Origin of the sequence: Arthrobacter sp. AB6 (assembly GCF_031844545.1) — a bacterium.
In the GTDB taxonomy this organism is placed as follows: domain Bacteria; phylum Actinomycetota; class Actinomycetes; order Actinomycetales; family Micrococcaceae; genus Arthrobacter.
In genome coordinates, this window is sequence record NZ_JAUZVL010000008.1 from 113,460 (window position 1) to 127,719 (window position 14,260).

Genomic DNA, 14,260 nt, shown 5'->3' on the forward strand with positions numbered 1-14,260 from the left:
CTTAATAGTCGGTCACGACACGCAGTGTTAACCATTTCAAGTCGCGCGAATTAACCGGCAGTTGGCAAGATGCCTAAGACCGATCGCATTTATAAAGGGGAATCATGGCCAAGTCCACCGCAGAAAACACCTTCCTTCGCCTCAAGACCGTGCTGGATGTCCTGACCGAAGGCGTGTGGTCCGGCGATGCACTGAACGCGGGGCAGGTCCTCGCGGAGGCTACGGCACGCGTGCCGTTCAACGAGCACGAGGCTGAACTGCTCAGCGGCGGAATTCCCCGCGGGCACAAGACGCTCACCTCAGCCACCGCAAAGCTGGTCAAGGCCGGCTGGCTGGTCAAGGGCCGGTCCGGCTGGACCATCACTGACGAAGGCATGCGCGCCACGGTTGCCTTCCCGGACGCAGTGTCCTTTGCCACCGCGCTCGACGCCGGCGCTCCAGTGCCTGCCGAGGTCCAGGTTCCCACTGCTCCCGAGGGCTTCGTGCGCAGGACCACCGCGGTCCCCGAAGCGGCAGCGCCGGCAGCCGTGGCCGCCGACGCCAAGAAGGCTCCTGCAAAGAAGACCCCGGCAAAGAAGGCCGCCGCCGCCGTGGGCAAGGCAGCCAAGGTGATCGAGGACGCCGTCGAGCCCGTTGTCAAAGCCGTGCGCACGCGCAAGGCGCCGGCCAAGGCCACTGAAACCGCCGTACCCGTGGCAGCGGAGCCGTTCGAGGACGCGGACGTTGAGACGCACCCGCAGCCCGAAGCCGTGGCTGTAGCGGGCGACTTCAACACGATCCTGGGCGCCCCGGAGAACTGGGCACCGCAGTACGACGAAGCCCAGATGGAGTTCGACTTCCTGGACCAGCTCTGGAAGAAGAACGCCGACCTGCCCGCCGGTTTCTACACCTTCAAGATCGCCCTCAACCGGTCCTGGGAAGAGAACTACGGCGCGTTCGGCGCGTTCGACGGCCCCAACCACGAACTGCACCACGCCGGCGGCCCGGTCACCATCCGCTACGATCACAGCACCCGCGACATCACCATCAACTAAGTGCCCGTCCGCCTGCCCAACTAGGTAGCGCCAAGTGTCGTTTTGGACGCTCAAAACGACACTTACTGCTACCTAGTTGGGAGGGGACGGCACTAACGGAGGGGAGGCACCTTGGCCAGGCACGCAGGTCCGTCATCCGAGGTGCCCGATCCTTCTGACGGCGCCCGGCCATCCGAGGGCGATGCGTCATCCGAGGCGGGTGCGGTGCGGCTGACTGCCCGGGTTTTCGGCGTGGTTCAGGGTGTTGGCTTCCGCTACTGGACCAGGGGCAAAGCCGAAGAGCTCGGCCTCACCGGCGAGGTGAAGAACCTCGCCGATGGCTCGGTGGGCCTGGTCGCCGAAGGACCCCAGGGGAAAATCAACGAACTCCGGACCTGGCTGAATTCCGGGCGCACCCCCGGGCGTGTGGAGCGCGTGGAGGACTCCATCTCCGCGGCGGAGGGTGGCTTCCGCGGGTTCAGGGCGCGCTGAGCTTTACGGCTCCTGACCCAATTGGCTTACGTGCGCGGGCTGAGCCCAATGAAGGCACCCAGCTCCTCCAGCGCTGCGGGCTTGTGCGGCGCGTAGCTGGTGAGCTCGGGGGAGCGGATGATCACGGCCCGCCATTGCCCGCGTGACACGGCCACATTGATCCGGTTCCTGTTGAGCAGGAACTCAGCTCCCCGCGGTGCCTCGGCCACGGCGGAGCATGCCATGGATACGAGCACAACGGGTGCTTCCTGGCCCTGGAACTTGTCCACGGTTCCCACCCGGACATCCGGCAGCCCGGCTTCCTCCAGGGCTTTCCGGACCAGGTGGACCTGGGCGTTGTAGGCGGCCACCACCAGCAGGTCCTGCTGGTCGAGGGGCCGCGCCTCGCTCTCCGCCCCCGGTTTCCATTTCAGGCCAAGGTGCCGCCGCGCCTGACGGACCACCTCCGCAGCCTCTTCCCTGGACGCTGTGGTGTTGCCGGTGTGCTCCACGAACACAGTTTCGACGCCGGGCGGCAGCTCCTCGAGTTTCCGCTGCGAGGCTGCCGGGGCGGACTTCAGCTTTCCTTCGTAGCTGAGCCCGGAAACTGCGCGGCACAGTTCCGGGTGCATCCGCCAGCTGTCGGCCAGGAAGTAGCCAAGGCTGGCAGGCAGGGTGGCGTGGCCTGCGGCCAGCCACCCCAGTGCGGACTCATCCACGGGCTCGGGGTGCGCGCCCTGGGTGACTTGTGGCAGCTGCTGCGGATCGCCGAGCAGGAGCAGCCGCTTGGCGGCCCGGGAAACAGCGAGAGTGTTGGCCAGCGAGAACTGCCCGGCTTCATCGATCACCAGCAGGTCCAGGGAGCCGGCCGGGACCTCCTTGCCGGTCATGGTCCAGGCCGTTCCGCCCACAAGGCAGCCGCCGGAGGATGCGAGCAGTCGGGCGACGTCGCCGTCGCCCCTGGACTTCCAAGGAACGTCGTGCGGGGCCGCCAGCTTCTTGGCAACCGCCGCCGGATCAACGCCGCCGGCGGCAATGGCGCAGCAGAGCAGGTTCTCCACCACGTTGTGCGACTGGCCTACTACGCCGATTTTCCAGCCCTCATTCACCAGCCGGCCGATGACGTGGGCGCCGACGTACGTCTTTCCAGTGCCCGGCGGGCCCTGCACGGCGAGGTAGGAGCGGTGAAGGTCCAGGAGTGACGCCGTGATCGCCGCAGCGTAGTCCGCGGCACCATCGGTGCCATGGGGCACGACCACCGGTCCGTCCAGGCTTCTGAACCGCGGCGGCTGCTTGCGCAGGATGTCCGGCCCGGGTTGGGCGGGCAGCGATGGCACGGACGCGCCAACGGCGGCGGCGATCTCCGCGATCGCAGCTTCGATGCTCGCGGTGGCCAGCGGCTGGTCCTCGGTAAGGGCCACGGGCAGGTGCGGGTAGGCGGCAACCTTCCCCGACTCGCGCTCCGCGATGGTGATGATGGTGTGCTCCGGGTTGTCAGGGGCCGGAGCCAGCTCGCTGATCCTGGTCCCGAAGGAGTAGGCGCGTGCACCGGGAGCAGCGTCCGGCGCGGCCATGCCCTCCGGGGGCGGTGCATCGTAGAGCCGGCACCAGGTGGACTCTGCCCGGAAGTCCGACCCCTCGGTCATGGTGCCGCTGAGCCGGAGCACCCGGGTCCGCATACGCTCCCGGGGTTTGGCCAGCGCCCAGTCGGAGACGACCTCGGCCGAGGACACCACGAACACGTTCCGTTGGTCCGCCCAGGTCTCGAGCGGTGCTTCCCCGCGGTCGAAGTGCTGCCACCAGAACTGCTTGCGCTCGCGGCGGTGGTAGCCGGTGGCGGCGGCCACCATCGCGATGGCGCGTTCGTCATCTGTCCAGGAGCGGTTGTCCGGGAGGTCTGCCAGATACTCGCGCAGCCGGGCCTCCGCTGGACTTTCCCCGGAGGCAGCCCGCTGTTCCGGCGCTTGCTGGCGCTCGGCTGGACCCCGGCGGTCCGGGGATGCTGCGGGCGCGGTGGCCTGCGCCCCCACCTCCCGCAGCCAGTCCCTGAGCCGGAGCGTGGACAGGCAGTCGTACTGGTTGTAGTCCGAGATGGACGCGAGGACCTTGTCCGCTTCCGCCATATTCCCGGCATCGCGGGCCGCGCAATAGGCGGCGTAGGCCACCACGGAGGCACCGGCGTCCTTCACGTCCCCCGAGCGCAGGTTGCTGCCCATATAGAGCGGTTCGAGTTTCTTGATGGAGTAGGAGGGCTCGGAAATGCGCAGCGAATGCCGGACGGTGGCGTAAAGATCAACCAGCAGCCCTTCCCGGAGCCACTTGTCCACCGTCTCCTCCCCGGCCTGGTGCGCCAGCGAGAGGTTGCGGAGCGCCGTTTTTTCGTACGCCGCGTAGTGGTAGACGTGCATGTCCGGATACCGTGCCCGGCGTTCCTCTACGTAGGCAAGGAAATCCAAGAAGGCGCGGCGCTCCCCGGACCTGGAGTGCGCCCAGAACGGACGGAACACCGGGTCCCCGTGATGGTCTGGAGCCGGCGCCTCGACCACTCCGAACAGGTACTCGATGCCCCAGGCTCCGGTGGCGGGATCCTGCCAGAGGGGGTCACCCTCGAAATCGAAGAAGATGTCTCCGGGGCTGGGCGGCGGGAGCGACCCGATGGTGCTTCCGGGCAGGACAGTGAACGCGACCGTATGGGGATGGCCGTCCTTGATGAACGTCCGGGAGCCCGCGGCGGCGTCCAGCCCCAGCTGCATCCGCGCCTGCAACCGGAGCCGGGCCACGGAATTCCGGGCGTCCCCGGCAGGCATTGCCGCGAGTTCGTCGATGGTGGTGATGCGGGCGGCGTGCAGTTTCTTTCGCTGCACCACAGACATTCCTGCCACCATCAGCAGGTCCCGGTGCAGCTGCACCTGCTCGGCGCAGTAATCGCACCGGCCGCAGTGGGCGATTCCCGGCTGCTGCCACTGCACCGTGGCGTCAGCCTCCCTGTGGTGCGCAACCAGTTCACGGAAACGGCGCCGCCGTTCACGGAAAACAGGCAGCAGGTCCGGCAGGGAGTGGCTGCTGCGGAGCCAGTCTTCACCTATGCGCGTGCCCAGCACCAGCGTGACCATCGGTGAGGGCTCAATGCCCATCTCCAGCAGCTGGTCCCCGTAGGCGGCGAGCTGGAGCAGGGCGCCCGCCTTGGCGTGCCGGGCGAGTTTTGTGTCCCAGACCTCGTAGCGGCCGGGCTCTCCGGTGCCCGCGGCTTCGTTGACCAGGAAGTCTGCGTAACCCAGAAACTCCCCGTCAAAGAACGTGGCCTGGAACACCACGTCCGCCCCGGACCGCAGTCCGAGCTCCGTTTCCGCATGCTTGGCCTGCAGTTCCCCGCGCACGTTCTGGCCACGGTCAAGGCAGTACACGCCCGCACCCCGGCTGGAATCCCATTCGCCGTACTTGGCAACCAGGCTGGCAAGGACGGTTTGCTCATGCCGGTCGCCCAGTTCGCCGGCGCGGACCTGCATCTCGTCTGCTGGGAAGACGGCCTTGGGGGAGCGGCCCAGCTTCTCGTCCAGGACCCGGAGCATGCGGTACTCGCACTCGCTGGCAGCCACAAGGTCGCTGGCGGAAAACACCAGGTCCGGCGGCGCGCCAGCGGCAGCAGCTTCAAGCAGGAACACGGGGCCTCCCCATCGACAGCCGGGCTATCATCGGCGGGCCGGAGGAGAATTCCCGTGGCCCAGAATCAAAGCTAGCAAGAGGCACCGACAAACAGCCGGGCCCCGAAACTAGGTAGCGCCAAGTGTCGTTTTGAGCCCCCAAAACGACACTTGGCGCTACCTAGTTGGGTGGGCGGGTCAGCCCTCCGCGGCCGCCCGCACCTGGGCTTTGTCATGCTCGGCATGGGCGGAGCGCAGCAGGTCCATGAACTCGGTTTCGTTCCGGATGAGGCGCTTGTACTTCTCCGGGAGCTTGTGGATCTGGTCTTCCTCGCGGCACATTGCGGCGAAGATCTTGTCCCGCTCGTTCATGTCCGTCTCGTAGTTGAGGTCCAGGTATTCAACGGCATGCCGCCGCGCACCGGAAACGGCGTTCTTGGCCTTGCCCTTGGGGCTGAAGATGGATGCCAGCACGGTGACCACCAGGACACCCAGGATCACGCTCAGGGACACCTCCGTGCTGACCTCCACCACATTCACGTGCTGGCCGTCGTTGATGAACGGCAGGGTGTTCTCATGCAGGGCATGCAGGATGAGCTTCACGCCGATGAACCCCAGGATGACGGCCAGGCCGTAGGAAAGGAAGATCAGGCGGTCCAGCAGGCCGTCGATCAGGAAGAACAGCTGCCGCAGGCCCATCAGGGAGAACGCCGTGGCCGTGAACACGATGAACACGTTCTGGGTCAGGCCGAAAATTGCCGGGATGGAGTCCAGCGCAAACAGGATGTCCGTGCCGCCGATCGCCACCATCACCAGGAGCATCGGGGTGAGGACCCGCTTGCCGTCCTGCACGGTGAAGAGCTTGTCGCCGTCGTAGTGTTCCGACGCCGGCAGGAACTTCTTGGCCAGCCGGACCACCAGGCCTTCGGAGTCGTCGTCGTGGCTGTCCGGCCTGAGGAGGTTGCCGGCGGTGATGAGCAGGATCAGCCCGAAGATGTAGAACACCCACGCGAAGCTGTTGATCAGGGCCGCGCCGAGGAAAATGAATGCCGTGCGGGCGATGAGCGAAAAGACGATGCCGAAGAGCAGCACCTTCTGCTGGTCCGCGCGGGGCACCCGGAAGCTGGCCATGATGATGAGGAACACGAAGAGGTTGTCCACGGACAGCGCCTTCTCCGTGATGTACCCGGCAAAGTATTCGGTGCCCATGGTGGGTCCGCCGAGCAGCAGCACGCCGAGCCCGAAAAGCAGCGCGATTCCCACGTACAGGGCTGACCAGATGGCCGATTCCCTAAGCGAGGGAGTGTGTGCCTTGCGGACATGAAAGAAGAAGTCGAAGACCAGCAGGCCCACGATCCCAATGACGGTCAGGGTCCAGACATAAGAAGGTACTTCCACGTGGCGGGCCTTTCGTTCGGGTCTCTTCCCAGCCTACCTACGCCGGCTTCAGAAGTTCGTGTTCCACCACAGCGGTCCGCGAGAGGGTCTTGTAGCCTTCCTGTTCAAACAGGACGGTCATCACGTCATCCTCGTGCCGCATCACCAGCCCCGGACCCCACTCCTTATGGACCACGGCGGACTGGAGCGGGAACCGTTCCTCCGCCTGATCGCCGAAAGCCCTGCCGCCGTCGTCCGCTGAATGAAGGGCCGGCTCCTTGGCCGCAGCATCGGCGCACGCGTCGCAGTTGCCGCACGGTTCCGGCAGGTGCTCGCCAAAGTAGGCCAGCAGGAACTGCCGCCGGCAGCTGTCCGCCTCGGCGTAGCCGCGCATCATGGTGAGCCGGGACTGGTCCACGCGCTGCCGGGCTTCGGCGAGTTCGACGGCGCCACCCACCAGGGCGGGCAGCTTCTCCGTGGAGACGAGCCGGACGCCGCGCCTGCCGGACGTGACAGCGCCGGTTTCCTCCAGCTGGTTCACCAGCGAGGTGATGCGGCGGGCCGATAAACCCGTGAGTTCGGCAAGGGAAGACCTGGGGGCAGGCGCGCCCGCTGACTTGAGGACCTTCAACAGGGCCAGGAGCGCCTCGGGATCGGGGGAGTGAGTTGCGAAGAACTTCCGCAGGCCCAGATCCTCTGAGCGGTAGTGCAGCACGGCCGCAGCCGGCTCACCGTCACGCCCGGCCCGGCCAATTTCCTGATAGTAGGAATCCAGCGACTCGGGAATGTCCGCGTGGACCACGAAGCGCACATTGGGTTTGTCGATTCCCATGCCGAAGGCGGTGGTGGCCACCACCATGTCCAGCTGGTCGTCCAGGAACTGTTCGTGAATGCGCTCGCGTTCCGCCGCGGAACGCCCGGCGTGGTACGCCTCCGCGCGCAGCCCCTCCTTGCCCAGCTTGGCGGCGTACTTTTCGGTATCTTTGCGGGTGGCGGCGTAGAGGAGGCCTTGGCCCTCCCGGGCCATCGCCGCCACCTGGTCCACCACGGCCTGGCGCTTGCCCTTGTCCTCATGGTGCCGGACGACGTCAAGGCCGATGTTGGGCCGGTCGAAGCCGTGCACCAGGACCAGCGGGTCCTTCATGCGCAGCCGCTCCTCGATCTCGTCCCGGACCGGGGGCGAGGCGGTGGCGGTGAGTGCTGCAACGGGAGGATTGCCCAGCCGTTCGCGGACGCTGCCCAGTCCGAGGTAGTCGGGGCGGAAGTCGTGGCCCCAGGAGGAGACGCAGTGGGCCTCGTCCACCACGAACAGCGAGATGTCCAGGGCGGCGATGCGGTCCACCGTCTTCTGCTTGGCCAGTTGCTCCGGGGCGAGGAACAGGAACGCGGCCTTGCCGGTTTCCACCGCCTGCCACGCGGCCTCCACGTCCGAATCGCTGCGGGACGAATTGACGGCGACGGCGGCGCCCGCCCCCAGGTCCCCGGCCAGCGCGTCGAGCTGGTCCTCCTGCAGGGCGATGAGCGGGGAGACCACGACGGCGGGCCGCAGGGTTTTGTTGTGGAGGAACAGGGCAGCGACCTGGTAGATCGCAGACTTTCCGTAGCCGGTGGGCATTACCGCAAGGACGTCACGGCCGGCGGCCAGCGCGGCCATGCCTGCCAGCTGGCCGTCCCGCAGGTGGGACAGGGAAAAGGAGGACGCCGCGAGGGCGGAGAGGGCAAGATCGTCTGACATAAAAGGCGCTCCGCAGAGTGGTTTCCGCGGCCGCTTGCTTCAGCCGAGGTGACCAGCCTATCGCGGCCCGGAAGCCGCCGTCGTCAATTGTTCGCGGCGGTGTCATGGACAGGAAGCCGTTTTCCTTGACTTCCCGGTTTCCCTGAACAAGTGTGGAAAGGGCCCGGACCCCCGAACATGCGGAGGGTGGCAGGTACCGGCCGAACGCGAGGAGAACCAGCAGTGACGCGCAAGAATCCCGAAGTCGAAGAGGCTGACGAGTCTGAGATTGAAGTCAGCGGCCACCCGAAAACCTGGGCTGCCGGCGTGCCCGGCGTCTACCATTCCATGCAGCCGGCCCTCAAGCACATGGGCCTGGACCGGTCGCGGAAGACCCTGCTGGCGCTGAACCAGAAGGACGGATTCGACTGCATGAGCTGTGCCTGGCCGGACCCGGGCCACCGCAAAACGTTCGAATTCTGCGAGAACGGCGCCAAGGCAGTGACCTGGGAAGCCACCCCGGTGGTGATCGGGTCCGAATTCTGGGCGGAGCATCCGGTCAGTGAGCTGCGGGAACGGTCCGAGTACTGGCTGGGCATGCAGGGGCGCCTGACGGAGCCTGTGTACAAGCCTGCAGGCGAAGACCACTACCGGCCCGTGGGCTGGGACGAAGCGTTCGGGATCATTGCGGACAAGTTGAAGTCGCTGCCCAGCCCCGACCAGGCAGCCTTCTACACCAGCGGCCGGACCTCGAACGAGGCAGCCTTCCTCTACCAGCTTTTCATCCGCGGGTACGGCACCAACAACCTGCCGGACTGCTCCAACATGTGCCACGAGTCCTCGGGCTGGGCAATGGGCCAGACCATCGGCATCGGCAAAGCCACGGTTTCCTATGACGACTTCGCCAAGGCCGAGCTGATCATCATCATGGGCCAGAACCCGGGCACCAACCACCCCCGGATGCTCACCGCCCTCGAAGAAGCGAAGGAGGCCGGTGCCCGGATCGTGGCGGTCAACCCGCTGCCGGAGGCCGGGCTGATGCGCTACAAGAATCCGCAGAAGGTGAAGGGGATTATCGGCCGCGGCACGGACCTGGCAGACCAGTTCCTGCAGGTGCGGATCGGCGGCGACATGGCGCTGCTGCAGGCCGTCTCCAAGCGCGTCCTCGATGCCGAGGCCGCTCATCCGGGGACTGTGCTGGACCACCAGTTCCTCGAGGAACACTGCGACGGCCTCGAGGAACTCCGGGCGCACCTTGCTGAACTGGACGAGGCCGCCGTCCTTGAGGCCACCGGCCTGCGGACCGAGGAAATCGACGAGCTCGCAGCCCGGTACCTCGCTGCGGAGAAGGTGATCATCACCTGGGCGATGGGCATCACGCAGCAGAAGAAGGGCGTTGCCACCATCAAGGAGATCATCAACCTGCTCCTGCTGCGCGGCAACATCGGCAAGCCCGGCGCCGGTGCCTCGCCCATCCGGGGACACAGCAACGTCCAGGGCGACAGGACCATGGGGATCTGGGAGCAGATGCCACCGGCATTCCTGGACGCCCTGGGCAAGGAATTCAGCTTCGAACCGCCGCGGACGCACGGCGCGGATGCGGTGGAGACCATCCGGCAGATGCGCGACGGCGGGATCAAGGTTTTCATCGCCATGGGCGGCAACTTCGTGGGCGCCATGTCGGACACCCGGGCCGCGGAGACGGCGATGGAAGGCACGGAACTGTCCGTCCAGGTTTCCACGAAGCTCAACCACTCCCACGCGGTCACGGGCGCCGAGGCCTTGATCCTGCCCACGCTCGGGCGGACCGAGATTGACCGGCAGGCGTCAGGCCCGCAGTTCGTGTCCGTGGAGGACACCGTCTGCGCCGTCCATGCCTCCCACGGCACGGTGGAACCCGTGGCGCCCGGCCTGCTCTCGGAAGTGGCCATCGTCTGCCAGCTGGCACAGCGGGTGCTGGGTGACCGGATCGCGGCGGACTGGGCGGGCTTCCAAGAGAACTATGACCTGATCCGCGAGCACATCTCCCACGTGGTGGTGGGCTGCGAGGACTACAACCGGAAGATCAGGCAGGAGGGCGGCTTCGTCCTGCCGAACGGTCCCCGCGATTCCCGCACGTTCCACACCCCCACCGGCAAGGCCATGCTGACCGTCAACGAGCTCGAGCATGTGGAGCGGCCGGCAGGCACCCTGATCCTGCAGAGCATGCGCTCGCACGACCAGTTCAACACCACCATCTACGGCCACAACGACCGCTACCGCGGCATCAAGAAGGGCCGCGAGGTGGTGTTCGTGAATCCGGAAGACCTTGCCGAACTGGGGCTTGAAGACGGGCAGCACGTGGACGTGCGGGGTGTGTACGGGGACAACGCCGAGCGGGTCCTCCGCAACTACCGGGTGGTGTCCTACCCGTCAGCCCGCGGGTGTGCTGCCGCCTACTATCCGGAAGCCAACGTGCTGGTGCCGCTGGAGAGCGTGGCGGAGGGCAGCCAGACGCCCGTCTCCAAAGCAGTGATCGTCCGTCTTGAGCCCGTAGCCGCCTTCCGTGAGGAGCCAACGGCCGCGGGATAAGCCGCGGGGATAAGCAGGCGCGACTATTGTGCGGTGTCCGCCCAGCCCTTGCTGGCGGGCCCGCCGTCGTGCCCGTCCTCGCACAGCTGGAAGGCGGTGTCCGCGGCCTTGGCCACCGCGGCAGCCGCGTTCCCGCGGTTGCCGGCACTGCCGGTGCCGGCCTGCAGTCCCGCGGCGTATCCCACCATGAAGGTGGTCACCGGGGCTGCGGCGTGGGTGACAGACCCGGCCGATTTGCGGGCCAGGTCCAGGAGCAGTTCGTGGTCCACGTCCAGGTCCAGGATTTGCAGCGCCTGGGCCAGCCGGTTGCTCCATTGGTCCAGGATCTGCATTTCGTCCTCATTGGCCGGCATGTCCACTCCTTGGTTTTGGCTCGGTGTTGGGTCGCTGGAACGTTCTCCGTGCCGAGACTACAAGGGTTCGGCGCGGAAGTCACCGGGTGTCCGAAACCCTTAATTCCCGTGAGTGGAGATATTAGGGGTCGAACCTATGGCTACGCGGCCACGCCGTGCTTAGACTGGGCGGACCCCCGCCCATTGGACCCTTTCCGGCCCGATCCCTACCTGATGTTGAGGCGCCAGGAATATCGGCCCACCGGACGGTGCCCTTGCCCGGGGTAGCATCAACGACCCAAAATCACGGCCGTCCCACCGGGCAGGCCTGACAACAGGAGACAGAGATGACAGGAAACAAAGCCGTTGCCTACAAAGAGCCGGGCAAGGTTGAACTGATCGACATTGACTACCCCAGTTTCGAACTCAAGGACGGGCCGGGGGTCAACCCAGCGAATGTGGGCCGTCCGGTCAATCACGGAGTGATCCTCAAGACCGTGGCCACCAACATCTGCGGCTCGGACCAGCACATGGTCCGCGGACGCACCACCGCCCCGCCCAACCTGGTGCTGGGGCATGAGATCACCGGTGAAGTGGTGGAGGTGGGCCGCGACGTGGAATTTATTAAAGTCGGCGATCTCTGTTCGGTGCCGTTCAACATCGCCTGCGGCCGCTGCCGGAACTGCAAGGAGCGCAAGACCGGCATCTGCCTGAACGTGAACCCGGACCGCCCGGGCAGCGCGTATGGGTACGTGGACATGGGCGGCTGGGTGGGCGGCCAGGCAAACTACGTGCTGGTGCCGTATGCCGACTGGAACCTGCTGAAGTTCCCGGACAAAGACCGGGCCATGGAGAAGATCATGGACCTTGCCATGCTTTCGGATATCTTCCCCACGGGATTCCACGGAGCCGTGAGCGCCGGTGTGGGTGTTGGTTCCACGGTGTACGTGGCCGGAGCCGGTCCTGTGGGCCTCGCAGCGGCGACGAGCGCGCATCTGCTGGGTGCCGCCGTCGTGATTGTGGGGGACCTCAACGAGGACAGGCTGGCGCGGGCGCGCAGCTTTGGCTGCGAAACGGTGGACCTCACCAAGGGCGGCCCGGCGGAGCAGATCGAACAGATCCTCGGGGTGCCCGAAGTGGACTGCGGCGTGGACGCGGTGGGCTTCGAGGCGCGGGGGCATGGGCACGGAAAGGACGCTGAGGAAGCACCTGCCACCGTCCTGAACTCGCTGATGGAGATCACCGCGGCCGGCGGCGCGCTTGGCATCCCTGGCCTCTATGTGACGGGTGATCCCGGCGGCATCGACGAGGCCGCCAAGAAGGGCGCGCTGAGCCTGAGCCTGGGCACCGGCTGGGCCAAGTCCCTGAGCTTCACCACCGGCCAGTGCCCGGTGATGAAGTACAACCGGCAGCTGATGATGGCCATCCTGAACGACAAGGTGAACATCGCCAAGAACGTGAACGCCAAGGCGATCACGCTTGAGGAAGCGCCGCAGGGCTACGCGGAGTTCGACGCCGGTGCAGCAACCAAGTACGTCCTCAACCCGAATGGCTACCTGAGCTGACCCAGGACTGGCGGACGGTGGGCCGGGCAAGGGAAGGGTGCGGGAACAAGTGTCCCTCGGCTGTGGTTAGCTGAAAGACACACCGCACAGAAGGAGATTCCCCTTGAGTGACATCACCGTCCGCCACAACCCCGGCCGCGAGCGCTTCGAAGTGCTCGACGCCGGCAACGTGATCGGCAAGGCCGCGTACAAGGATTACGACGGCGGCGGCTCGCCGCAGCGGATTTTCTACCACACCGTGATCAACGAGGAGTACGGCGGCCAGGGACTGGCGGGCCAGCTCGCCACCGCCGCGCTGGGTGCCACGGTCAGCGCCGGAATGGGAATCGTCCCGGTGTGCCCCTACATCAGGAAATTCCTCATCAGCCATCCTGACTACGCGGGTCACACAGTGCGTGTTGCTCCCGCACACCTGGAGTTCCTGGACGCCGCGCTGGCCGCCCGCACCCGCTGACGGACACCGCACCTGCGCGTCCGCGGGTGCAGTGTCCATAAAGGGGTGCCGGGACATGGCGCGCCTGCGGCTTATCAGGCAGCTCCCGACCTTCAATGGTCTAATCAACATCGCATCCCGTGCGCTGGGGCCGCGTGATGCAGACCGGGTTGTTGAAGGAGGCAGGAGCCCCTATGTCGGTGGACCAGAAAAACACTCCGTCCGGGCCGAAGGCCCGTCCGGGCCCGCGGGCGGCAAGGCGACGGCTTGCGGTGTTGTTTTGTGCCGTGGCGCTCCTGATAGCCGCCACCTTTGTCCTGGCCGTCCAGCGATCGGTGCCGCTGGCCGGGGGAGCGGAACCGGTCCCGGCCGCGGCGCCGACGGAGCCTGTTGCTGCCGCCCCGAATTCGCTGCAGGACCGCATCGACTCCCTTCTGGCGGATAAGGCCGGCTACCGGATCGGGGTGGCCCTGGCGGACGTTTCCGGTGACGCAGCGCTGACCTTCGGGGACCAGGAGGCCTTCAACGCGGCCAGCACGGCAAAGATCATCACGGCAGCGGCCTACTACCGCCTGGTGGAAAAGGGGGAGGCGCGCCTCGACGACCCCCTTGGAGACTATGACGCAGCGTTCCAGCTTGAAGCGATGGTGAACCAGAGCAACAACGATTCCTGGCTGCTCCTGATGGATGAGGTGGGCTACCCGGAGCTGACCGCCTATTCCGCCTCGATCGGTGTCACTTACGATCCCGAAGAGAACCTCCTGACTCCCGCCGCCATGGCCAGTGTCCTCAAACAGCTTTACGCCGGGGACCTGCTGAACCCGGAGAATACGGCGGAACTGCTCGGCTACATGCAGGAGACGAATAACGAGGACCTGATCCCCGCCGGCTCCCAGGCCGGGATCGAGGTGTTCCACAAGTACGGGGAGTTCGACGGGCAGCTTCACGATGCCGCCATCCTGAATTACCGCGGCTCATCCTTTGCGCTGGTGATATACACCGAGAATGCGGAGGGATTGGAAGCCGCCGGGCAGGCCGACGCAATCCGCGAACTGACAGGACTGGTTGAGGAAGCATTGTTCCCGCCGGTGCGGGCCGGGAACCAGGCCGGATAGTCCATCAACTCGCGCCATCTGTGCCGTG

Annotated in this window: 10 protein-coding genes; 6 read left to right on the forward strand and 4 right to left on the reverse strand. The window is 66.2% G+C overall.

Annotated elements, in window-relative coordinates; translation table 11 throughout:
- Positions 1-104: 104 nt before the first annotated feature.
- Together Q9R30_RS09005 and Q9R30_RS09010 are read left to right on the forward strand one after the other, a co-directional pair.
- On the forward strand, positions 105-1,034 hold the full coding sequence (locus tag Q9R30_RS09005; protein WP_311217383.1) for a glycosidase: 930 nt from the start codon (positions 105-107) through the stop codon (positions 1,032-1,034).
- 111 nt (positions 1,035-1,145) lie between these two features.
- Entirely contained in the window at positions 1,146-1,505 is a 360-nt protein-coding gene (locus tag Q9R30_RS09010) for an acylphosphatase (RefSeq protein WP_396136712.1), read from the forward strand.
- A 26-nt stretch (positions 1,506-1,531) separates the two neighbouring features.
- Here the strand turns inward: Q9R30_RS09010 and Q9R30_RS09015 are convergent, their stop codons facing one another.
- From Q9R30_RS09015 to Q9R30_RS09025, 3 genes are all read right to left on the reverse strand, one after another.
- Entirely contained in the window at positions 1,532-5,146 is a 3,615-nt protein-coding gene (locus Q9R30_RS09015) for a TM0106 family RecB-like putative nuclease (RefSeq protein WP_311217384.1), read from the reverse strand.
- Positions 5,147-5,323: 177 nt separating this feature from the next.
- Positions 5,324-6,523, reverse strand: coding sequence for a TerC family protein (locus Q9R30_RS09020; RefSeq protein ID WP_311217385.1), 1,200 nt, complete (start codon positions 6,521-6,523; stop codon positions 5,324-5,326).
- A gap of 37 nt (positions 6,524-6,560) precedes the next feature.
- The gene (locus tag Q9R30_RS09025; protein ID WP_311217386.1) at positions 6,561-8,237 is read right to left on the reverse strand and encodes a RecQ family ATP-dependent DNA helicase; all 1,677 of its coding nucleotides are present in this window, start codon (positions 8,235-8,237) and stop codon (positions 6,561-6,563) included.
- A 222-nt stretch (positions 8,238-8,459) separates the two neighbouring features.
- On the opposite strand from Q9R30_RS09025, the gene Q9R30_RS09030 reads away from it, so the two are divergent.
- Positions 8,460-10,787, forward strand: coding sequence for an FdhF/YdeP family oxidoreductase (locus Q9R30_RS09030; RefSeq protein ID WP_104996960.1), 2,328 nt, complete (start codon positions 8,460-8,462; stop codon positions 10,785-10,787).
- Positions 10,788-10,810: 23 nt separating this feature from the next.
- Here the strand turns inward: Q9R30_RS09030 and Q9R30_RS09035 are convergent, their stop codons facing one another.
- A complete protein-coding gene (locus tag Q9R30_RS09035; RefSeq protein ID WP_104996961.1) occupies positions 10,811-11,140 on the reverse strand; it encodes a DUF6457 domain-containing protein in 330 nt (109 codons plus the stop codon).
- A 326-nt stretch (positions 11,141-11,466) separates the two neighbouring features.
- Here Q9R30_RS09035 and fdhA point away from each other — a divergent pair, with 326 nt between their 5' ends.
- The 3 genes from fdhA to Q9R30_RS09050 all read left to right on the forward strand — a co-directional run bounded on the left by fdhA (position 11,467) and on the right by Q9R30_RS09050 (position 14,232).
- Complete coding sequence (gene fdhA, locus Q9R30_RS09040; RefSeq protein WP_104996962.1) at positions 11,467-12,684, forward strand: formaldehyde dehydrogenase, glutathione-independent; 1,218 nt, start codon at positions 11,467-11,469, stop codon at positions 12,682-12,684.
- Positions 12,685-12,787: 103 nt separating this feature from the next.
- On the forward strand, positions 12,788-13,138 hold the full coding sequence (locus tag Q9R30_RS09045; protein WP_104996963.1) for a GNAT family N-acetyltransferase: 351 nt from the start codon (positions 12,788-12,790) through the stop codon (positions 13,136-13,138).
- Between the two features lie 266 nt (positions 13,139-13,404).
- Positions 13,405-14,232, forward strand: coding sequence for a serine hydrolase (locus Q9R30_RS09050; protein ID WP_311217387.1), 828 nt, complete (start codon positions 13,405-13,407; stop codon positions 14,230-14,232).
- The last annotated feature ends 28 nt before the right edge of the window (positions 14,233-14,260 follow it).

Coding starts and splice junctions, on each gene's coding strand:
- Q9R30_RS09005 (WP_311217383.1), top strand. CDS start 105: ATGGCCAAGTCCACCGCAGAAAACACCTTCCTTCGCCTCAAGACCGTG.
- Q9R30_RS09025 (WP_311217386.1), bottom strand. CDS start 8,237: ATGTCAGACGATCTTGCCCTCTCCGCCCTCGCGGCGTCCTCCTTTTCC.
- Q9R30_RS09035 (WP_104996961.1), bottom strand. CDS start 11,140: ATGCCGGCCAATGAGGACGAAATGCAGATCCTGGACCAATGGAGCAAC.
- fdhA (WP_104996962.1), top strand. CDS start 11,467: ATGACAGGAAACAAAGCCGTTGCCTACAAAGAGCCGGGCAAGGTTGAA.